The organism is Bacillus cihuensis (assembly GCF_000504145.1).
Lineage (GTDB): Bacteria > Bacillota > Bacilli > Bacillales > DSM-1321 > Peribacillus > Peribacillus huizhouensis.
The window spans coordinates 614,247-635,239 of sequence record NZ_KI632495.1 but is presented as its reverse complement, the minus strand read 5'-3'; the positions used below and the strand labels follow the sequence as shown (position 1 = coordinate 635,239).

The 20,993-nt window shown below is 35.7% G+C and carries 25 protein-coding genes, 2 other RNA genes and 3 pseudogenes; 26 read left to right on the top strand and 4 right to left on the bottom strand.

Annotation, left to right across the window (positions count from 1 at the left end; genetic code table 11):
* Positions 1 to 19 precede the first annotated feature (19 nt).
* From V179_RS0108915 to V179_RS27560, 6 genes are all read left to right on the top strand, one after another.
* The gene (locus V179_RS0108915) at positions 20 to 565 is read left to right on the top strand and encodes an HXXEE domain-containing protein (protein ID WP_028391141.1); all 546 of its coding nucleotides are present in this window, start codon (positions 20 to 22) and stop codon (positions 563 to 565) included.
* A 33-nt stretch (positions 566 to 598) separates the two neighbouring features.
* Positions 599 to 1,501: a TIGR01777 family oxidoreductase gene (locus V179_RS0108910; protein WP_028391140.1), complete on the top strand. Its 903-nt coding sequence runs from the start codon at positions 599 to 601 to the stop codon at positions 1,499 to 1,501.
* A gap of 211 nt (positions 1,502 to 1,712) precedes the next feature.
* Entirely contained in the window at positions 1,713 to 1,853 is a 141-nt protein-coding gene (locus tag V179_RS32195; RefSeq protein WP_084552282.1) for a DUF3888 domain-containing protein, read from the top strand.
* 210 nt (positions 1,854 to 2,063) lie between these two features.
* Positions 2,064 to 2,336, top strand: coding sequence for an HU family DNA-binding protein (locus tag V179_RS0108905; protein ID WP_028391139.1), 273 nt, complete (start codon positions 2,064 to 2,066; stop codon positions 2,334 to 2,336).
* Between the two features lie 293 nt (positions 2,337 to 2,629).
* A complete protein-coding gene (locus V179_RS0108900) occupies positions 2,630 to 3,010 on the top strand; it encodes a DUF6518 family protein (protein WP_028391138.1) in 381 nt (126 codons plus the stop codon).
* Positions 3,011 to 3,434: 424 nt separating this feature from the next.
* Positions 3,435 to 3,881: a flavoprotein gene (locus tag V179_RS27560; protein WP_235178996.1), complete on the top strand. Its 447-nt coding sequence runs from the start codon at positions 3,435 to 3,437 to the stop codon at positions 3,879 to 3,881.
* A 596-nt stretch (positions 3,882 to 4,477) separates the two neighbouring features.
* Here the strand turns inward: V179_RS27560 and V179_RS0108885 are convergent.
* Positions 4,478 to 5,317, bottom strand: coding sequence for a carbonic anhydrase (locus V179_RS0108885; RefSeq protein WP_028391136.1), 840 nt, complete (start codon positions 5,315 to 5,317; stop codon positions 4,478 to 4,480).
* Positions 5,318 to 5,634: 317 nt separating this feature from the next.
* On the opposite strand from V179_RS0108885, the gene V179_RS32380 reads away from it, so the two are divergent.
* From V179_RS32380 to V179_RS0108810, 19 genes and pseudogenes are all read left to right on the top strand, one after another.
* Entirely contained in the window at positions 5,635 to 5,877 is a 243-nt protein-coding gene (locus V179_RS32380) for an Ig-like domain-containing protein (RefSeq protein WP_407637246.1), read from the top strand.
* Positions 5,878 to 5,976: 99 nt separating this feature from the next.
* Positions 5,977 to 6,360, top strand: coding sequence for a hypothetical protein (locus V179_RS0108880; RefSeq protein WP_028391135.1), 384 nt, complete (start codon positions 5,977 to 5,979; stop codon positions 6,358 to 6,360).
* Between the two features lie 145 nt (positions 6,361 to 6,505).
* The gene (locus V179_RS32375) at positions 6,506 to 6,649 is read left to right on the top strand and encodes a DUF302 domain-containing protein (RefSeq protein ID WP_407637245.1); all 144 of its coding nucleotides are present in this window, start codon (positions 6,506 to 6,508) and stop codon (positions 6,647 to 6,649) included.
* Between the two features lie 393 nt (positions 6,650 to 7,042).
* Positions 7,043 to 7,303, top strand: a complete 261-nt coding sequence (locus V179_RS0108875; protein ID WP_028391134.1) for a metal-sensitive transcriptional regulator — start codon at positions 7,043 to 7,045, stop codon at positions 7,301 to 7,303.
* Between the two features lie 84 nt (positions 7,304 to 7,387).
* Entirely contained in the window at positions 7,388 to 7,579 is a 192-nt protein-coding gene (locus V179_RS0108870) for a sulfurtransferase TusA family protein (protein ID WP_028391133.1), read from the top strand.
* A gap of 68 nt (positions 7,580 to 7,647) precedes the next feature.
* Positions 7,648 to 8,127, top strand: a complete 480-nt coding sequence (locus tag V179_RS0108865) for a DsrE/DsrF/DrsH-like family protein (protein ID WP_028391132.1) — start codon at positions 7,648 to 7,650, stop codon at positions 8,125 to 8,127.
* A 29-nt stretch (positions 8,128 to 8,156) separates the two neighbouring features.
* Complete coding sequence (locus tag V179_RS0108860) at positions 8,157 to 8,519, top strand: rhodanese-like domain-containing protein (protein ID WP_028391131.1); 363 nt, start codon at positions 8,157 to 8,159, stop codon at positions 8,517 to 8,519.
* Between the two features lie 23 nt (positions 8,520 to 8,542).
* Positions 8,543 to 8,839: a rhodanese-like domain-containing protein gene (locus V179_RS0108855; RefSeq protein WP_028391130.1), complete on the top strand. Its 297-nt coding sequence runs from the start codon at positions 8,543 to 8,545 to the stop codon at positions 8,837 to 8,839.
* Positions 8,840 to 8,891: 52 nt separating this feature from the next.
* Positions 8,892 to 9,488, top strand: a complete 597-nt coding sequence (locus V179_RS0108850) for a sulfurtransferase TusA family protein (RefSeq protein WP_028391129.1) — start codon at positions 8,892 to 8,894, stop codon at positions 9,486 to 9,488.
* Positions 9,481 to 9,860, top strand: a pseudogene (locus tag V179_RS27555) (DsrE/DsrF/DrsH-like family protein). The gene V179_RS0108850 and the pseudogene V179_RS27555 overlap by 8 nt, the downstream one beginning before the upstream one ends.
* A 39-nt stretch (positions 9,861 to 9,899) precedes the next feature.
* Positions 9,900 to 11,034 (top strand): annotated as a pseudogene (locus V179_RS0108840) (MBL fold metallo-hydrolase).
* A 23-nt stretch (positions 11,035 to 11,057) separates the two neighbouring features.
* Entirely contained in the window at positions 11,058 to 11,285 is a 228-nt protein-coding gene (locus V179_RS0108835) for a sulfurtransferase TusA family protein (RefSeq protein ID WP_028391127.1), read from the top strand.
* A 50-nt stretch (positions 11,286 to 11,335) separates the two neighbouring features.
* Positions 11,336 to 12,112 (top strand): sulfite exporter TauE/SafE family protein, encoded by a 777-nt coding sequence (locus V179_RS0108830; RefSeq protein ID WP_028391126.1) that lies wholly within the window; start codon positions 11,336 to 11,338, stop codon positions 12,110 to 12,112.
* Between the two features lie 100 nt (positions 12,113 to 12,212).
* Entirely contained in the window at positions 12,213 to 12,308 is a 96-nt protein-coding gene (locus V179_RS30620; RefSeq protein WP_161632340.1) for an IS3 family transposase, read from the top strand.
* Positions 12,309 to 12,671: 363 nt separating this feature from the next.
* Positions 12,672 to 12,896 carry a hypothetical protein gene (locus V179_RS31015; protein ID WP_028391125.1) on the top strand — a complete coding sequence of 75 codons (225 nt, stop codon included), beginning with the start codon at positions 12,672 to 12,674 and terminating at the stop codon, positions 12,894 to 12,896.
* A 144-nt stretch (positions 12,897 to 13,040) separates the two neighbouring features.
* Positions 13,041 to 13,607 (top strand): annotated as a pseudogene (locus V179_RS27550) (cupin domain-containing protein); the annotation flags it as partial.
* A gap of 18 nt (positions 13,608 to 13,625) precedes the next feature.
* A complete protein-coding gene (locus tag V179_RS31640) occupies positions 13,626 to 13,955 on the top strand; it encodes a DUF5661 family protein (RefSeq protein ID WP_235179091.1) in 330 nt (109 codons plus the stop codon).
* A 762-nt stretch (positions 13,956 to 14,717) separates the two neighbouring features.
* Entirely contained in the window at positions 14,718 to 15,923 is a 1,206-nt protein-coding gene (locus V179_RS0108815; RefSeq protein ID WP_028391124.1) for a macrolide family glycosyltransferase, read from the top strand.
* 372 nt (positions 15,924 to 16,295) lie between these two features.
* On the top strand, positions 16,296 to 16,859 hold the full coding sequence (locus V179_RS0108810; protein WP_028391123.1) for a hypothetical protein: 564 nt from the start codon (positions 16,296 to 16,298) through the stop codon (positions 16,857 to 16,859).
* A 316-nt stretch (positions 16,860 to 17,175) separates the two neighbouring features.
* Here V179_RS0108810 and ffs read toward each other — a convergent pair.
* The 3 genes from ffs to V179_RS0108805 form a co-directional block, all read right to left on the bottom strand.
* Positions 17,176 to 17,440: signal recognition particle sRNA large type (gene ffs, locus V179_RS29920), an RNA gene on the bottom strand.
* Between the two features lie 64 nt (positions 17,441 to 17,504).
* An RNA gene (gene rnpB / locus V179_RS29915) (RNase P RNA component class B) lies at positions 17,505 to 17,889 on the bottom strand.
* An 841-nt stretch (positions 17,890 to 18,730) separates the two neighbouring features.
* Positions 18,731 to 20,005 carry an IS110 family RNA-guided transposase gene (locus V179_RS0108805; protein ID WP_028390633.1) on the bottom strand — a complete coding sequence of 425 codons (1,275 nt, stop codon included), beginning with the start codon at positions 20,003 to 20,005 and terminating at the stop codon, positions 18,731 to 18,733.
* A 190-nt stretch (positions 20,006 to 20,195) separates the two neighbouring features.
* Between V179_RS0108805 and V179_RS0108800 the strand changes: the two genes are divergently transcribed.
* Positions 20,196 to 20,612 (top strand): hypothetical protein, encoded by a 417-nt coding sequence (locus V179_RS0108800; RefSeq protein WP_028391122.1) that lies wholly within the window; start codon positions 20,196 to 20,198, stop codon positions 20,610 to 20,612.
* Positions 20,613 to 20,993 lie beyond the last annotated feature (381 nt).

Sequence of the window (20,993 nt, the reverse complement as noted above, 5' to 3'; positions counted from 1 at the left end):
AACAAGCAGGAGGCAAAAGATGCTTGAAACTTTCCACCAATTTTTCGATCTTCATACAATCATTTGGTTGTTCCCAATCATTTTTATTTTCCATGACTTAGAAGAGATCATAACCATTGAATCTTCCATGAAGGCAAGCAAAAATAGGTTTCAAAAATCTCCTTTCGTCCATCTAATATTAAATATGAGGGAAAAACTAGGTTCGACCGCTGCCCAGCTTTCTGTTTCTGCTACTTGGATTTTGTTGATTATTTCATTCACTACAGTGGTGACTGCCCATTTCACATTAAACGGAGGGGGCTTTCTTTTATATACAGCTATTCTCAATTTATTTATTCTGCAGGCGATCATGCATATTGTTCAGTCCATCTTTTTCAAAGGCTACACACCTGGCATCATAACGGCGCTATTCCTTCTCATCCCTTACTGTCTTATTGCCTATGACAGTTTGTTCGAATGCGGCCTGATAGACGGGCATTTACTTTTTGCAAGTCTCCCCGTCAGTCTGCTCATGATCCCGATTTTTCTTGTTGGCAATCTTTTAGGTCGTTATTTTATTCACTAACTTATAAGAAAGCAGTTGCAGGGGGTGAGTAAATTGCATGTTGTTATAACGGGAGGAAGCGGGTTTGTAGGTCAAGCCTTGACTCACCTGTTGACTCAAAAAGGCCATCGTGTAACCATATTAACGCGTCTTCCTGATCATAAAAGAACAAGTGAGTTCGTTCATTATGTTGATTGGCTTTCTGCAGATCATCAACCTGAAAACGAACTTAAGGATGTCGATGCGATGGTCAATTTAGCCGGGGAATCAATCAATAGCGGACGGTGGACCCAAAGTAAAAAGGAGGCTATTTTGAATAGCCGTATTACAGCCACCAAAGAGGTCATTCGAATTTTGAGACATCTTCATCCAAAGCCAAAAGTTCTTGTTAACGCTTCAGGTGTAAGTTACTACGGGATGTCAGACTTCAAAACGTTTAATGAGTCCTCCAAAAGTAATGCAAACGATTTTTTGGCCAGTGTTGTAAAGCGTTGGGAGAAAGAAGGGGCAATGGCGAAAGAATTAGGCGTACGAACGGTCTTCGCGCGTTTCGGCATCATACTGGGTCAAGAAGGTGCCTTTCCGCGAATGGTGCTAACGTATAAATTAGGTATTGGGGGGACAATCGGCAGTGGGATGCAATGGAATTCCTGGGTGCACATTCAAGATGCGGTTGAGATGGTTTACTTCGCCATCATTAACCCCGAAGTAGATGGACCGTTGAATGTGACCTCGCCTCATCCAATACGCATGTCATCATTCGGACAGTCCATTGCAGACGTCCTTCACCGCCCATATTGGCTTCATGTTCCTGGAGTTGTAGTAAAAGTAGTACTTGGTGAAATGAGTCAGTTGGTATTAAAAGGGCAGCGGGTACTCCCTCAAAAAGCACTTTACCACAATTACTCCTTTCAATTTCCAGACGTAAAAAGTGCACTTTCTGATATTCTAGGTTAAAGATACATTGCGCCGGTATGAAGAAGGAAACTTATAATTAAGCTTTAGTCATGACAGTACGACAGGCACTCCCTGCGTTGAATAGCACGCCGTGTCCTTAATCAGCTGTTCGTAGAAAACACCGACTGGCATTTGGAGAGAGCTTTTTTGCATATAGTGTACCGTAAGCTAAACGTGGAATGTTGGCGGAACCCCAAAATAAAACAGTTATATGGAATTGGCGTTTTATTATGAGATAACCCTTTATGTGTACCCTTACTATCGCGCTCATATGGGTTATGGGGAAGATGAAGTTGTGATAAATACAAGAGGTGAACTCATAAGTTTTATGCATTTGAAAACATATCCTTGAACTTCAACTAAAAGGCGCAATTCTTTAGGAATGAACTTATTTAACTCATGGCTCATGTATGTGAACAAGGTATTTACCTCTTGTTTACAAGTCAGGACATGTCCATGCGCTTTAAGGTTAATAATTTTATGATTAATAATACTTTATAGAAATATCTGATATATTTTAGTTGTTACATAGTGATTTAGGAATATGGAGGTGTATAAAAAAATAAATAAAACAGAATTAGTAAAAGTTGTATCAACTCAAGCTGAACTGACACAGAAGGATACTACAAAAGCAGTTGATGCGTCATTTAATACTATTTCAAATACACTTGCTGAAGTAGGAATAATCCAATTAATTGGATTTGGAACGTTTGAAGTAAGCGAACGTAGAGCTAGAAAAGGTCGTAATCCACAAACCGGTGAAGAAATAGATATTGTTGCTTCTAAGGTTCCTGCTTATAAGCCAGGCAAGGAATTAAAAGAAGCTGTTAAATAATAATATATCTTAACAGTAAATAACTTTGGTATGAGAAGAAAAGAACTAAAAAATTAGTAATAATAGTTTGTTCTACTAAAGGGCGCGATTCTTCAATAAAGAAGATCGCTTTTTTTCATTATAGGGCCACATAATGGAGGAGGAATCTCACGGAAAATTGAATATTGATATTATTGTTAGAATCGGTTTTTGTGAAAAGTTGTACTTAAACTATAAGTCAGTATTGATTAATATAAAATGTTCTAAATCAAAATCGAGGTCAGAATTTTTGCAAAGGAGGTGAGTAGACAGTAATGACACGTAATAATGAATTGATGAAATCCCTTAGACTATCCATTGCTATAGTAATCGCCATGGTATTCGGGATATTAATGGCGGTGTTCAAGGGTAACGGTAGTGGAATAAGAATGGCTATCGGTAACTCGAGTGCTCCCTGGTTGATATTACCGTTCGTTGCTGCTGCCATGACGACAAGACATCGAGTTATCCAATCGGCTTTAGTTGGCTTATGTGCCTCGATGATTGGACTTTTTGGTTTCTATGTTGCCAACATATTCGTCCTTGACATCGGTCCACATCCTGAACTTAGTCCGTATCCATTAGTAGCCGATTTTCTTGCCAGCATAAGATCCGGAAAGATCTACTTTATTCTGGTCCGATCTTTGGAATATTAGGAGGATATCTTCATCAAAAGAGAACCAATATGTTTTTGGTATTTACAGCAACACTGTTTGTACTCGAACCGTGCTTTGGGTTGTTATATGTTCGTTTTTTTTCAGGTTTTACCTACTATGTTGATTATCCTATGGTCTGGTTGGTCGAAGCGGTTTTTGGAGTTATCTTGTTTATTTTTATTATCGTTCGTTTTCGACCAACTCAGCGGGGGTAAGCATTATCGGGGTTCAGCCGAGATATATGTGATTTTGGGTCATAGACTATATAAATGTTGTTCCACGATCGGGCGCTTTTCTGAAATAAGGAAAGCGTCTTTCTTCATGAAAAGGGCCATATTATTGAATAACATTCTTTTATAAAAGGTTAGAGCATTTTAGTTTATAATAGTTTCTTGATTCAATAATATTTTAAGAAGGTGTTAAATTGAATGATAGAACTACTAGGTGCATTTTTATTAACGATTTTAATCTTTATTTTATGTTTAGTAGGCATTTTATATATAAGAAAGACTCAAAAAAGAAACCCTTACCGCTTATTAAATACTATGGAATCCAGTCTGCTCTCTTATTAGTTAGCCTTTTATCTCTCACTGTGTTTTGGGATGCCCTAACAGTGATGCCTAAGATTTTTAAGGGAGAACACGAAATAGTAAAAGGTGCTTGTACAGTTGATTATTGGGAAACCACAAAAGATTCTTATTTAAATATTCTATTGTCAGAAGATGTATTTTTTAGTGTTCCTCCAAATAATTGGGACAAAGGTTCACTAACAACTGCGTATTGTGAAGTTACCTATTATGAAGGTTCTGAGTTTGGTATACATTATAAAATATACGATAAACAAGATGGTGTATTATTACAGCAAAATTAGCCATTTTAAGTAAGTATCTAATAGCTTACTAGTAATTATGAGACGTTCTGCAATGGTATGTCTCTATTAATAATGTGTAGTATAGTGCAACTTTGAATTATATAATATTCAAAATAATTATAAAAAACGTTCCCAAATCAAAGTTTAGGGACACATAAAAACACTCTAAACGTTGTACTATCAATGTTTAGAGTGTTTTTTTGCATTTCCTTCATATACAGCTTTTTATGCAAAGGTATATGAACATAGCTACAATAATACTTTTCAAGATTTTGCAGAAAGCGCTGCAGGTGTGCTGTCTGAATAAAAAAGTGTATAAATAAACAATTTATTAACGCTGTAAATCTGCATTTTTTAATCGGCACCTCAACTTCAACTAACAGGGGCTTTAGTTAAATAACGATCATCAATAATCAGGCGTGATTGTTGAGCAACACTGTTAGAAAATGATCAAACTTTTTTATAAAACCGAAACTTATATATGCAAGAGAAGAATCTATTTTGATCAAATTTTCTTTCAAAATGGATTCTTCTTTTTTACCGTAAAATACGGGTTTGTGAGGTATTTTGATTAAACTTTATTTCAAAGCAACAGTTCAATCTTCTTCTTTTACTTCTCGTTGATTTAAGGATTGAACAGGTCGATGGTTATCAGGGAAAATTTTGCGGAATTTATCGATTTGTTCTTTAGACATTTCAATAGGTTCCTCTAATACAACCCATTTAACAGCTTCTGAACATGGAGGAGTTGTTAACGAACCATTATATCGAAACGAATCTTTATCTTTCGGCAATAAGCTCATTAAGTCGATGGGTTCTGTCAATTTAACGTCTTCTGTTGTTTCTTCTGTAGGAATGACGTTCCAAGCATTTTCTAGATAAGAATTTGACGCTCCCTCTTTAATCATTAAGCCAAGAACTACTAATTGGTTATTAGCATCCTTATGTACAAAATGTAATTCCATATCAAAATTCTGCCCATTAAATTGGTGTTCACTTGGTGTATGGAAATGGAATTGTGCTAACTTATATTCCTTATTGTCAACGATAAAAGAGTTATCCATGTTTGAAGGGTTGCCCTGAATCGTATGTCCGTTGTTACTTAAGGAGAACCCAGTAGGTTTATAGTTAATATCCAGATCTGCTATTATTTCATCTTCTATAACTTGTGAAGTTTCGATGTTGATAGGGGACTGCTCTTTCCCGTTTGTACATACTGCGTAATCGGGATTTATGTCACCCCAATGTTCTGGTCCTGTTTCCCCTTCGTAAGACCAATGGGCTGTATGTACTTCATTTGACTTTTTCACTTCTTTTTCAATATCTTCCTTTGCAACATCATTTTTAGCCACATCGGATGTAGTAGAAGAACAAGCTACTAAGGACAAAACAAGAAAAGACATTAAAAATGAATAAAATATTTTTTTTGCTAGCATAATTTTACCCCTTTTTATTTTGACTGATGTAATATGTGTATTCTACCTCGATTATTTAATTTTAATCGGTTCTCTCTCATTTATTTATTCCATTAAAGAGAGCGTTTGTTGCACAACTCAATAATTTAAACGACTTTATTGTTTTATTTTTGATATAGAAAAAGTGTTTTGCGTGAAAAATAAACAACTTTATTTAACACCGCCCACATATACGGACGGTGTTATCTTAGTTTATGGCATTGAAAATAAACGACTTTATTGTAACCAATCTTTGCTGCCTTTTTGTTTACAGTTCAAGTTAAAAATCAGGTTTAAACCTGATTGAAGGCTTATTTAGCGAAGCTGTATCAGGTGCTACTACTGCAGCTAACTATGAAATTAAAGATGATAATGGGGACACAGTTGCTATCGACGGTTCTATTACAAACGTAACTGGCAACACTTACTCAATTCCTGTTGCTGCACTTAATGGTGGATCTTATACTTTAACTATTAAGAATATTAAAGATACATCAATTAACCAAAATAAACTTGCTGATTACAGCTCTACAGTATCTTAAGGATATTGTTGCTCCAACAATTACTGACCTTGATACTATTTAGGTACTCAAGCACAACTTCTATCTTCTAGGATAGTAAAAATTGTATTCAGCGAAGTAATGGATAAGGCTTCAATTGAAAATAAACTTAACTACTTATTTGCTGGAGTTGCATTAGACAGCAAAGTAACTGTTCAAGCTATTGATAACAACAAAGCAGTTGTTCTTGACTTCACTGATGTAGCTAGTGGTGCACAAACTACACCTGCTTCTGCAACTTTACAAGTATTACGTGTTGCTGATACTGCTGGTAACCCAATCGCAGCTGCTTCAACTAACGTTTTAGTACCTGCAGGAGTTACTGCTCCATTATTTGATAAAGCAGAAGTAACTGGTAAAAATACTATTAAACTATACTTCAAAGAACTAATTACATCTGCATATATTATTAACCAATTGATAGGAGAAATTAAGGTTAAAAGAGGAATAGAAAAAGGTAAATGACGGTGGAGTCGATTGTGTTTGATTATCCGGTTTCACAAATAAAAATATGGATGATGCCATCAAAAGTATTGAGGAAAGCTTAAAAGGAGAAAAATTCGGTGTTTAGTGGACGTTTGATATTAAGGAAAAGCTTTAGGAGAAGGTAATAGAATTTCAAAAAGAGATAAAAGTTTTAGAAGTATGTAACCCAAATGAAGCACAAAGAGGGTTTAATGAAAACAAAATGGCTGGATACTTTTTGCCTTGTAAGATAGTTGTTTTATTAATAACGCCCGAAAATTGTTCTTAAATTTGGATATATCATTTTTTGACCGCTATGTTAATTGCGAGATATTTACTTTAATGAAATATTATCGTTGACAAGATACCCTTAGGGGTATAGTATAGAGCTTATCGATGACAATTGTTAATTGAAGGTGGTCTAAATGATATTTGTAATTTTAGCTGCAATATTAATAGCATTTATTTTATATAAAAGGTATTTCCTGGTTATTTATCTACCTTGTATTCAATAGAACGAGCTTGATTTGTATAGGATTGCTCTTATTGATTTAAGTGAGACTATAATGAATCTTACAAGGACCCAATCAATGGGGCAATAAATATTCCTATTTCTTATCTTAAAAGAAATAGGAATATTTCAAACAATGACTTACATTTAATTGTTAAAGGAGGAAAAACAGTGAATTACAATGATCAAATGAAAAATAGAATAAAGCGTATTGAAGGACAGCTAAGAGGAATTTTGAAAATGATGGAAGAAAATAAAGACTGCAAAGAAGTTATTACTCAATTATCTGCATCAAGAACTGCCCTTGACCGAACAATTGGTTTAATTGTTAGCGCAAATTTAGTCGAGTGTGTTCGGAATGCTGATAAAAATGGTGAAAATACAGAAGAATTAGTAGAACAAGCTGTAAACCTACTGGTAAAAAGTCGATAAAAAAGGGTTGACACCCTCTTTTATTTTACTTAGTATTATACCTATAGGGGTAAAGGTATTTTTGGGTCTAGAAGAAATAAAACAATGAAAATAGATAAAGTGGTAGATGCAAAAGGTTTAGTTGTCCAATGCCTAGTTAAAACAAAGAAGGGTTTCTGGTCAAATTATAAAGGCGCTAAGAATGACTTTTCTGCCTGGGCTAAATCGGCAGGTCATGAACTATTGAAACATGAAGAGGAAAACGATGTATTAGAGTTTTGGATTAAAAAAAGATAATTTTTTTTAAAAAAAATAAATACCTGTACGGGTATATGTATATGAATTAACTTTTAGGAGGTACTAACATGACAGAAAAGAAAAAAACAACAATTGTCTTATTTAGTGGCGATTATGATAAAGCAATGGCTGCTTATATTATCGCAAATGGTGCAGCTGCTTATGACCATGAAGTAACCATTTTTCACACGTTTTGGGGATTAAATGCCTTACGTAAAGATGAAAATATTCTTGTGAAAAAAGGGTTCATGGAAAGAATGTTTGGCAAAATGATGCCTAGAGGTGCTGATAAAATGGGACTTTCAAAAATGAACTTTGCTGGATTTGGTCCCAAAATGATTAAAAATATTATGAAAAAGCATAATGCTATGCCTTTACCACAATTAATTGAAATGGCTCAAGAACAAGACGTAAAACTTGTTGCGTGTACAATGACGATGGATCTGTTAGGACTTAACCAAGAAGAGCTGTTAGACAACATTGAATATGCCGGAGTTGCTGCCTATTTAGCAGATGCAGAGGAAGGTAATGTTAATTTATTTATCTAAGGGCTTTTCCACTACAGAGGGGGGTACAAATGGATTATCTAAGCTATCTTTTAATTGCATTATTTCTATTCGTTATGTTCAAGAGGTTCTTACCGATAAAAGGTGTTACCCAAATTACCACAACCGAATTGAAAACAGAATTAAATAACAAGAACAAGCAATTTGTTGATGTCCGAACATCTGGAGAATTTAAAGGAAACCATATCAGAGGTTTTAAAAATATCCCTCTTCATGAACTGGCTCAAAAAGCAGCGAAAGAACTTTCAAAGGAAAAGGAAGTAATCGTGATTTGCCAAAGTGGGATGAGAAGCCAACAAGCTAGTAAAATCCTGAAAAAATTAGGATTTATAAACGTAACAAACGTCAAAGGCGGCATGAACACTTGGTCTTAAATCAATCATAAGGAGGACTAAAAATGAATCAAATGGCTGCAAAAGAAGTAGAGATTTTATTAGACGAAGGAAAAATATTAAATATTATTGATGTACGCGAAGTGGATGAAGTTGCTGCTGGAAAAATTCCAGGTGCCGTTAATATTCCATTAGGTTTAGTTGAGTTTCGCATGGATGAATTAGATAAATCAAAAGAGTATATCATGATATGCCGTTCCGGAGGAAGAAGTGGTCGTGCCATACAAATCCTTGAAAATTATGGATATAATGTGATCAATATGGCTGGTGGAATGCTTGCTTGGGAAGGTAAAGTTGAATAAATTTTTTTAAACAAAAACAATACCCTAATGGGTATAAAATGGAGGTTTTAAAATGGTAAACTTGAAAGCAAACGTGATTTTAGATACCAAAGGATTAGCATGTCCGATGCCTATTGTAAAAACAAAAAAGGCAATGAATAATCTTGAGACAGGGCAAGTATTAGAAATTCAAGCGACTGATAAAGGGTCCAAAGCAGACATGAAAGCATGGTCTGAAAGCTCAGGACATCAATATTTAGGGACAATCGAAGAAGGCGAAGTGCTGAAGCATTATCTTCGTAAATCTTCTAATGATGAATTCAATGAAAAAAAGCACCCTAATGTTATCAATAATGAAGAACTAGAGAAAAAGATAGAAGCAAATGAAAACATCGTGGTTATCGATGTAAGAGAATCTGCAGAATATGTTTTTAACCATATTCCTAATGCAATCTCCTTTCCATTAGATGAATTGGAAAACAAATTAAATGAGTTAAACAAAGACGATGTAATCTACGTAGTTTGTCGAACAGGAAATCGTAGCGATCTTGCCGCGCAGAAATTAACCGAAAATGGTTTTACTAATGTAATTAATGTTGTACCAGGTATGAGTCAATGGAATGGTAATACAACAGGTATCTATGACTTAGGGGGAATAAACAATGAATAAAAAAATAGCGATTATTGCAAGTAATGGTGGATTATTTGATGCATATAAGATATTTAATATTGCGACGACAGCAGCAGAAACTGACCAAGAAGTGGCTATTTTTTTACTGTTGAAGGATTAAATTTGATCCATAAAGAAGCACACAAACAACTTCCAATGCCCGAAGGTAAAGGATTTGCGCAAGCAAATGTACCTGCAATTCCGGAATTGGCTACTATGGCACAAGAAATAGGCGTTGCATTTATAGGTTGTCAAATGACAATGGATGTAATGGGATTGGAAAAAGAAGACTTTGTTGATGGAATTGAAGTAGGTGGCGCAGTAACATTTTTAGAATTTACAAAGGATGCAGATGTAACTTTAACTTTTTAAATCAATATATTTTTTAAATAAAATAATACCATAGGGGGTATTTGGATTGACTGTAAATGTAATGACTTCAAAAGAAGTGACGAAAACAGTTTTTAATAATGAAGAGTTGTTTATTCTTGATGTTCGTAATGCAAGTGATTTTAACGATTGGAAAATCGAAGGAGAAAACTTTGAGTATTTAAATGTTCCTTATTTTGAATTGCTTGATGGTGTAGAAGAAATTATGGAGGAAATTCCGACTAACAAAAAAGTATTGGTTGTTTGTGCAAAGGAAGGTTCATCAGTAATGGTGGCAGAAATGCTTTCTGATGCCGGGTTAAACGTGTCATACCTTAAGGGTGGAATGAAAGCATGGAGTGAACATTTAGAACCGGTTAAAGTGGGCGACCTAAATGATGGTGGCGAAATTTATCAATTCGTTCGAATCGGTAAAGGTTGTTTATCCTACATGGTGCTTTCAAATGGTGAAGCAGCAGTGATTGATGCAACACGTATGACAGATATCTATCTTGATTTTGCTGAAAACATGGGAGCCAAAATTAAACATGTAATTGATACGCACCTTCATGCTGACCATATTTCCGGAGGACGTACAATTGCCGAGAAAACTGATGCTGTCTACTGGCTACCACCAAAGGATGCAACAGAAGTAACTTTTGATTACCAACCATTAGAAGATGGTAATGACATAACAATCGGTAACACAACTATTAATATTGCAGCATTATATTCACCAGGTCATACCATTGGTTCTACATCTTTTGCAGTTGATAAAAAGTTCTTGCTTTCAGGAGATATTTTGTTCATTGATTCGATCGGAAGACCCGACCTGGCAGGTAAGGCGGAAGATTGGGTGGGTGATTTAAGAGAAACTCTTTATAAACGCTACAGAGAATTGTCAGAAGAACTAATTGTCCTTCCAGCACATTTTATGATCATAGACGAGTTAAATGATGATGGTAGTGTTTCAGAAAAATTAGGTGCATTGTTCGTAAAAAATCACGGACTCAATATCGAAGATGAAAATGAATTTAGGAAATTGGTAACTGAAAACTTACCTCCACAGCCAAATGCATATCAAGAAATTCGAGAAACAAATATGGGGAAAATCAATCCAGACATGGATCAACAACGAGAAATGGAAATCGGACCAAACCGTTGTGCAGTTCGATAATACCAAACAAGGAGGAATACAAAATGGAAGCAACAAAAGTATTAGACGCCAAAGGCTTCGCTTGCCCAATGCCGATTATTAAAACCAAAAAAGCAATAGGAGAGCTTGAAACAGGTCAAGTATTAGAAGTTCATACAACTGATAAAGGGGCAAAAAACGATCTAACAGCATGGGCTAAATCCGGCGGACACGAAGTATTAAAGTATGAAGAAGAAAACAGCGTGTTAACATTTTGGATTAAAAAGGGTTAAAAAGTAAAGGGAACCAAATTAGGTTCCCTTTTTCTAAAGAGGGGGACAACATGGATATTAATTTAATAATGACAATCTTCCTAATTGGGTTTGTAGGTTCTTTTATTTCAGGGATGTTAGGAATTGGTGGGGCAATTATCAACTACCCGATGTTATTATATATTCCAGTCATGTTAGGTGTAGGTGATTTTACAGTTCATGAAGTTTCAGGAATTACAGCCATCCAAGTGTTCTTTGCGACAGTTGGTGGTGTTTTGGCTTATCGTAAAGGTGGTTATTTAAATAAAACATTAATTACTTACATGGGAATTAGCATTTTGATTGGAAGTTTGATTGGAGGATTTGGCTCTACTCTCATGCCGGAAAGTGGAATTAACATCGTTTATGGAATCTTAGCTCTTATTGCTGTTTTCATGATGTTTGTTCCCCATAAGGGCATGGATGATATCCTTTTAGAACAAGTAAAATTTAATAAATGGCTTGCGGCATTATTTGCTTTTACAGTAGGCATAGGGGCTGGCATAGTAGGTGCGGGAGGCGCATTTCTATTAGTTCCTATCATGCTTGTGGTTTTAAAAATACCAACAAGAATGACAATTGCTTCTTCCTTAGCAATTACACTTATTTCGTCAATAGGGGCTGTTACTGGAAAAATCTCAACAGGTCAAGTACCAGTCCTGCCTGCACTTATTATGGTTGTTGCGAGTTTAATTGCTTCACCTATTGGAGCCAACATGGGAAAAAAAGTGAACACAAAAGTTTTGCAAGGCATAATGGGGATATTAATTCTAGTGACAGCAGTGAAGACTTGGATAGCAATTTTTTAAGTTTTTCAAAATTATACAAGAGAAATAGGCGCTCCTAAGTCAGAATAATTGAAATAGATACAGTTAAAGTTAAGAAGCATTCTTTTTAAATGAAATTGATTTGAAAAACTGTGAGACATTAAAAGATGTGAAACGCGAAGTAAAAAATTATATGACCTATTACAACCATTATCGAGGACAATCGAGCCTAAAATAGATGCCGCCTGCAAAATTCAGACAGTATCTCCTTCAAGTTGCCTAGCTTTTTTTTAATTTCCTTTCCAAAGGATACACCTAAGTAATTGAGAGGGGCTTTTGTGTGGGTGTAGTTAATGAAGGACTTATTTCTATTGGCCAACACTTCTATGAATGCCACCGAAACCACCTACGCCATGTAAACCAGGTATTCCATGAACACCATGAAATCCATGATAATCAATTGCACTTGTCATTCCTACGAGACCAGATTTATGGTTTATATTGCGGAGTGTGCGGCAAACATGCTTATTGACTTTTGTATCTAAGCCCTATCATTTCTTCACAAAGCCTATTATTTCACCTTATAAATTGGGGATGGTTTGTGGAAAAGAGCAACGGTCCATATGTTGCATTTGATTTATTAAAGGTAAACGTCAAATTGCCTCCAAATACTACATGGGTGGGTGTATTTCGGGACTATGTTTTGTTTGCTTCACTTTTTATCGGTATTCTGCATGCCGAGGGTAAACTAGAAGACCACGGCAAGGCTTTATCTATTTCTTTTTTATTCGTTAGATCCATATTCGGCAGCGTTTCATACAAATAGCGAAGAAAATTACAGGAACTCAAATCATTCTCTTTTGCCGTTTCAACCACACTATATATGAAATGGAGTAACCCTGAGTATTAGTACATTTCCTTAACATAGTGCATAAGATAATTTGAAAAATTTGTGAAGGCGTTGAGAAAAATGTACGATGCTCCTTTTTCGTATTCCCACCAATATCAATATCCAAATCCTTATTTTTTTAATGGAACAATAAATAACAAAATAATACAGCCCAATTACTGGACTACGCACAATGTTGCTAACCGATTGGATATTTTTCAAACATCAAATGGAAGAAATAAAGTCGGGCTAAAAGATTATGGACGGAAACCATTTGTAATCAATATTAATGAAGCTACAAAACAAAACAATAACTACCGTAACGCATTATGGACAGGAAATCATTTGCAAGTTACATTGATGAGTCTTAAAGCTGGGGAAGATATCGGTTTAGAAATTCACCCTAACGTTGACCAATTTTTACGCATTGAACAAGGTCAAGGGATTGTTCAAATGGGCAAGAGAAAAGATAATTTAAACTTTGTGCGAAATGTTTATGACGATTCCGCCATTATGATACCTGCTGGAACATGGCATAATGTAACCAATACAGGTAATATCCCGTTGAAAGTTTATTCTATATACGCACCTCCACAACATCCATTTGACACAGTACATGTAACTAAAGCAGATGCTTTGGCTGCAGAACACCGTTTTGATTGTGATATGCACTATTTTCATCCAACAAAGTATCCAAATAGGATTCAAACTAATAATTTTAACATCGTTAAAACTAGCTTTTCTAAAGAGGAGGCAGCAGCGATAGCTTTACTTTTAGGTATTGACTTTGATAAAAGTAAGTTTGATTTAGATGAGTTTTGGATGGGAGTGAATACTGAACTTGAACATGGAAAACAGTCCAGCCAAACGAATGTTACTGGGGATGACCCTATTATGACTGGGAAAATTGCTCTAGCTCATCTCAATGAATTTCCTGATTATTACAAAAGATTAAAAATACTTGAGGAAGAAGCAAAAGCATATTGGAACAAATGAAATACAGTATACCTCTGCAAAACTCATATTGAAATAAAATATAAGAACCATCCTGTGTTTCAGGATGGTTTATTTTTGCAATAATGGACTTCTGAATAGAGTTAACTTAGAGAATAATTCTCAAGTGTACCAATCGACTGTTGTTTGTGAAGAAACACACTTAAACTTAAACTAATGGAGGCGTTAACACAATAACTAAAGCTCAATTTTTGATGCTCTGTTAAATTTTTCGATCTTCCACAATCGGGCTCGGAACAAAACAAGTAGAAATGATCAAACTTTTTTATAAAAACCTAACCTATATCTGCTGAAAAAGAAGCCATTTTGATCAATCTTTTGTCAAAATGGCTTCTTTTTATTTATCATAAAATATGGGTTTGTGAGGTATTTTTGATCAAACTTTAATCCAAACTAACAGTTACAAAAACGCCAATCCCTTGATACGTCTAGGTTTGTAGTTTTTGCTAACTTCATATAGTTGATTTTATGTTAACTAGTTTTGTATAGAGTATTCATTTCTAGATCAGATTTCACTTGTTGAAGAAGCTTAATTCATACATAAGTTGTTTGAAATGGCATCATAATTCACAAATTAGCATAGTAATATAGGCTCTATATTCCTATCAAATTATTGTCGCATTAGAACTAAAGTCTCCTTTTAGGCAAGTAAGATGGTTTATATTGGATAAAAATAAGAATGGTATTGTATCATGAAAATAGATTGAGTGATTTATATGTTATAGGAAAGGGGAATGAAAGTTAATGAATGTATTAATGATAAGCTTTCCAGCTGAGGGGCATGTTAATCCGACTCTGGGTGTAGTAAAAGCTTTAATTGATCGTGGAGATACTGTTCATTACGTAACCACTGAAGAATTTAAAGAGAGAATTGAAGGTTTGGGTGCGTATGTATATCTTCATCCAAATCATTTAAAGGGATTCACACCTCAAAAAGTTACCAGTATTCATGAATTTATGCAAGTCCATTTAAAACTTTCCTATGATATATTGGCTGTTGTTCATGAATTAGCTGATTCCATACCATTTGATTATGTGTATCATGATATGTTTGGTGCGGGACTGCTGATCAAAGACTATTTAAACCTTCCTTCTATCTCTTCATCATCGTCCTTCGCTATGCCTCAGGAGCAATTCCTGAAAATGCTAGAAAGTGGCAGGGGTCTACCTCTAACTCCATCGCTGGAAATAGAGAAAAAAAATTCGACTATAACGGAACGGATCCAGGAACGTTTCGGTGTGAAGATAAAGCATCCTCTCCAATTTATGATGAATACTTCTGATTTGAATATTGTCTATACAAGCAGAGAATTTCAACCAGGTGGAGAATATATGGATGATTCATATGTATTTATCGGTCCTTCCATCACCAAACGGGTGCAAACACATGATTTTCCGTTAGAGGAACTAAAAGACCAGAAAGTACTGTATATTTCAATGGGTACCATCTTGCAAGGGTTTGAATCTTTCTTTCAAACTTGCATAGAGGCTTTTAGAGACTTTGAGGGGAAAGTCATCTTTTCAGTGGGCATGGCTACTGATTTAGCCATGCTGCAGCCTTTACCGGAAAACTTCATTGTACGTAGATATCTACCACAGCTTGAAGTTTTAAAGCATACGGACGTTTTCATTACTCATGGAGGGATGAATAGTACGAGCGAGGCTCTCTATTATGAAGTGCCCCTTGTCGTCATCCCTCAGACCTCAGATCAGCCTATGATCGCTAATCGATTGGAGGAACTTCAAGCCGGGTTTAAAATTGATCCACATGAAGTAAGCATAGAAAAGCTACAAGAATCAGTTCAACAGGTATTGTCCAATCCTACTTATCGGGAAAATGCTAAGAAGTTGAGCAATAGCTTTAAAAAGGCAGGTGGAGAAAAAGCAGCTCTAACGGCTATAGATGAGTACTTAAAAAAGGTAAGTTCGGGTATCTTCCAAGGCATATAAGGGGTTCAGTCAGAAAAATAGTCGATTGACATTTGAATCACTCCTAGTCCTAGAAGAGATTACCGAGGTAACAGGTCAATTGAATCATCTAAAGAATCTTCGTTTTCGTTGAAGATTCTTTTTCATTTCCTATAATGTTTCATTATGAGTTAGAAGAAATATACTTTTCTAGTTGTTCCATAATCGGGCCAGATTGTTGAACAACACCTTTTAAGAAAAATGGGTATCTATGTTAATAATTAGAAGAGCTTGTGAAGAAATGTACTTAAAGTAACGGAACAGGTTAGTTGAAGAAAAAATGTATTAATCTGAATATTAAATGTATTGCAAATATATCGCGAACGTATTACCTTTAAAAAGAGGAGTAATCTAATGTCAAAAAATAATAACAAGTCAAAATCCATTATTTTTATAAGTTTAATGTTGTTAATGTCAGGGTTTTTAATAGCTGCTTGCTCAAAGGCTGATGCAGAAGACACAAATAAAGAAGCAATTAAAAAAGTTCTTGAGCATCAGTTTACTGGTCCAGATGAGGAGTTTATGGAACTAATATGGAATCCTAAATATAGGACTGTTCATAATAATAAAGAAGAGAACAAAGAGTTTGATAAGTATGTAGCAAAGGTATACGGACCTTACTTTACAGATTCTGGGCTGGATTCATTCATAGCTGCATTTGGTACTCAATACCCAGCCTTTGCTTACAACACTGGTTATAAGTTAAGCTTTAAGGGCGTCACGATTGAGCAAAGTGAGAAAACTCCATATCGTTATACTTTCATAGCAAAGGTCGGTTATCAGAAAAATGGAGACATAGAAAAAACTGTAAATGTAGAAGGTGAAGTTCTCTTCTCTACAAACGAAGAAGGGAAAATCGGGGGATTTCAATACGGGAATGACAATGGATTGTCGGATATTTTAAGAACTAGCAATTGAACAATTTAATAAGCAAACACAAAAAGGACCTAATTTGGTTCTTTTTTTATGATTGAAATAACTACTATATTGTTAACATTGCCATTCCAAAAAAGAAGTTTGTGAATAAATGTACTTAAACTAAAGGGTGCGTTAGTTTAATAAGAATTAATTAATTTTAAGATTGAGGTCAAATTTAGTTACTCCATTAAAGGGCGCAATTGCGGAGCAACACAAACAGAAATGCTCAAATTTAATAATAAAGCTAAAATAATGAATCCTATCACAAATAAAAATGTCCTACCCTAGGACACTTTCTATCATCGTTTATGTAACACCGTACCCTGCCATCGATAGGAACAACCAAGCGTTACTTGTAAACGTAAGCTCAAATGAGGCAACCCTGCGGCACATGGGTGAATCTACTTATGGCTGCTTCCTTCCGGCTCTGACCAGGTTCATAGGTTTCCATTGCACAGGACCCCATTCTCATCACCACTTTTACAAGGCAAACCTTACATGTTCAAACCTCAAGCAGGCATTCAACCCCGCTTTGGCGGATTGCGGGTTACAGGGCACCGCCAACTCCCCGTCTAGTACGGTATGTATAATTCAAACATACCTTATGTGATTTGATCATTCATGGCTGAATTCGGCTCATGAAATGGCTGTAAGCCAGGTTCTGTTCCTGCGTGCTATAAACGAATGCCAATCTCGCACGACAGGTGTAGTCATCTAACTATCGATCTATGATTGATCCATCCTTTTGGTTCATTTCCCGCAGGATGGTGCCCCTACCTAATTTCGGGTTGCTCGCTCGTGGGGTTTACCTCGTTCCATTTCGTCCGTTTCCAGACGAACTCCGTCACTGTGGCACTTTCAGAATACTCTCAGCATATCACGTTGGACTTAGCATGATTTCTCCGCCGTCAGACAAGTAAATTCTTGTTGCCCACCTTTGCAGATGGCACGAACACTCCGGGCATCTCAGCACCGGGCGAGCCTGGACTTTCCTCAACTCTTCTAACAAGAGCTGCGACTACTCACCATTTCATGTTTTGTTGTTCATCAGCTACATTCTTAGTGTACCATTCAAGAAAAGAGAAAATCACTAGTTAACGGTTTCCAACTTTGGTACATGTTTCCGTATTAGTTTGACAGTAAATGATCCATATATCCGCTTTTCAGGAATAACGCCCCGAACACCGGCGGATCTTCCATATCTCCTATATATCTAGGAATGAGATGGACATGTACATGGAATTTGGTCTGTCCTTCGAATTGACAACAATTGATGCTGATATTAAAACCATCCGGCTAATGTTGTTCTTCTATGATCTTTTTACCCTCAAATAACAACTTATCCATAGCTTTTCTTTCTTGAGCACTTAAATCAAAATACTGTTCTACATGTCTTTTCGGAATGATATTTATACATATTTGTGAAGCTGTGCTTATTGTACTCCCTCAGTTAGATACGATTATCTCTCGAATACTCACTTATTCGCAGGATTTCAAATCACTTGAAAGAAAAATAAGGGATTGATTGAATGAGTTTTGACAATTTGGCTACATGAAGGCGTACTTAAATAAAGGAGGCAGTGATAGCTCCAATGATTTCCATATAATGTACGTATTCTCCACGCCACCCTTGGAGGTTTTCACTCCCATGTCTCAACGGGTCAAATGCCCTCTCATTCCTTCGTCACACCTATCCAAGTGGTAGAGGCCAGTCTTTCTAACGGAACGGGTCAGAGCCCTTTTGCACAATAAATCCGGTACTTCGTACTTTCTTTTGAGATCCTACGAATAAGCCAATATTCGAAAGATATTAATCTTAAAAGCTATCAGCTACTTTGATATGGTTATAAAAGAATTGCAGTAAGTTTACGTTAGGCTGCCAATGGTGTGATAGGGTGCACTTCGTCAGGGCGATAGGATTCATTCTTTCGCGCCATTCCTACTAATATTCTTGCAAATTTATTAATTAATTTCATGATGGATTTCATTTTTTTCATCTTTTTTACATGAACATTGTTAGAGTGTAGCTCTTTAAAATCAGGGTTGTTCATGACAAGACTCATTGTCGCTAAGTACAAGAAACGCCGCAAACGGGACCTCCCACGTTTAGAAAGGACAATTTGACCCTTCCATTTACCCGAACTAGCCTCTGCTAGATGTAAACCGGCATGACGTAATAAAGAATTACCATGAGCGAACCCACTTAAATCTCCTGCTTCACCTAAAATGCCTGCAAGTGCAATTTCACTGATTCCTTTAATGGTAAGTAACTTTCTCGCGAAAGTAATTTGTTTAAGGACCTCAGTGACTTCTTTTTCAACTCGCTCAAGTTGGATTGTTGCTAGATCAAATTCTTCAATTAATTGTTCTAGGTGTAATTTATAAGCATCAAGAGCTTGGTGAGTACCAACAGAATGCTTAGCTAATTCAATTAGTAATTGTGCTTTTTTTAATCCAGCTTGGCGTTTCATCTGGGTTTTCCAGCCATTAACGATATCCTGTGCTTTCATTGAACGAAGTTCAAGTGGTGTTGGAAATAATCGAAGGGTGGCAATTGCACCTTTTCCTTTAACATCTTTAAATACCTGTCGAAGTTCAGGAAAAACAATATCTACCCAACGATTGATTTGATTGACAGCACTAACAAGTCGTTTAATTGTCATGTCACGGTTAGACATTAAAACTCGTAGTTTTTCAAAGGCCTCTGAAGCAGGACGAATAAAGGAATAGTAACCATTCTTCACCATATCAGCGATGACAAGAGCGTCTTTTTTATCACTTTTTGAACGGGAATTATCTCGGTTTTCTTTGTTCTTTTTTACAAGATGGGGGTTAACAGTTACTACTTCAATATCTTGTTCATATAGCCATTTTGATAAGTTAATCCAATAATGACCCGTAGGTTCCATACCAACTATTGTAGAATCAAATCCTTTTAGGGTTTGTAACTGGTTCATCCATTGTAGTAATCTAGCAAATCCTTCTTCATTATTATTAAAAGAGAGAGGATCACCGACTATAATCCCTCGAAAGTTAACAGCACGAGCGACGTGAACTTCTTGTGCTATATCCACACCGACAACGAGATGTTGGCTAGAAATTCTTTCAATCAGTTGATTTTGTTTGTCTTGCATTTTAAACTTCATAGTAGAGCTTCCTCCTAAGAATGATTTTGTGTTGTGTCTGTATAATCATCTTACTGAGGGGCTCTATTTTTATCAAAGGTGAATATTAACCATCTACAGGAATTCTAACGGGTAGCTTTACTTCAATGATGTAACACTTGTTGTAACGGATAATGATGGTGCAACAGCTTCCATTACACAAAGAGTAAATGTGAATATAGCGAGGTTAGATTCATTAGTTACTCATACTCCGGAATGGAGCTACAATTGGGTAGCTGACGTCTATGATAAGGATACAAACAAGTTTTATGCAGGTGAAAAGTTTATTATTCGTTTGAAATCATCACCCGCAGCATATGTTTGGGGAGAGGTTGATTTTGGGGGAAGCGTTGGAAAAGTAAACATCCCGCAATCAGCTTTTAAGTTAGTTTCAACTTCGACTTATGAGTATATTTGGGAAGCGGAACTATGGAGAGATGATTTTGTTAAAATCAAAAATGGAGGATACATGTTCAATTTTCATTCGATGCATCTTGTAAATTCACCTTATAAACAAGAGGATGACCATTATATCATAGAAATAGTCGGTGACATATATGACCATTTCCAATTCCATCAGCGATATTAGATTTTGAAGAATATGAAACCCAGTTATTCTTGTAGAATAACTGGGTTTTTTGTTTATTTAATATAAAGTTTGATTATAAATCACTCTAAATCCTTGATTTTACTGAATGTAAAAAGCAATCGTTTTGAATAAAGATTGATCAAAACGATTGCTTGCTTTTATTTTAGAACTGTTTTTTTATAAAAAAGATTGATTATTAGAAATTGAATCCCACTTTTATACCATTCATGTGTGGATAACAACGGCTATCTTACTATTTGTAATTATCATGCGGGCAACTATACTGATGCCCTATTATTCATTATGGCCAAAAAGGGGAAACGTACTTTTTACTTTGATTATGTGGCAGAAATTATTCCAAGAAAGCAATGATTATTTAAA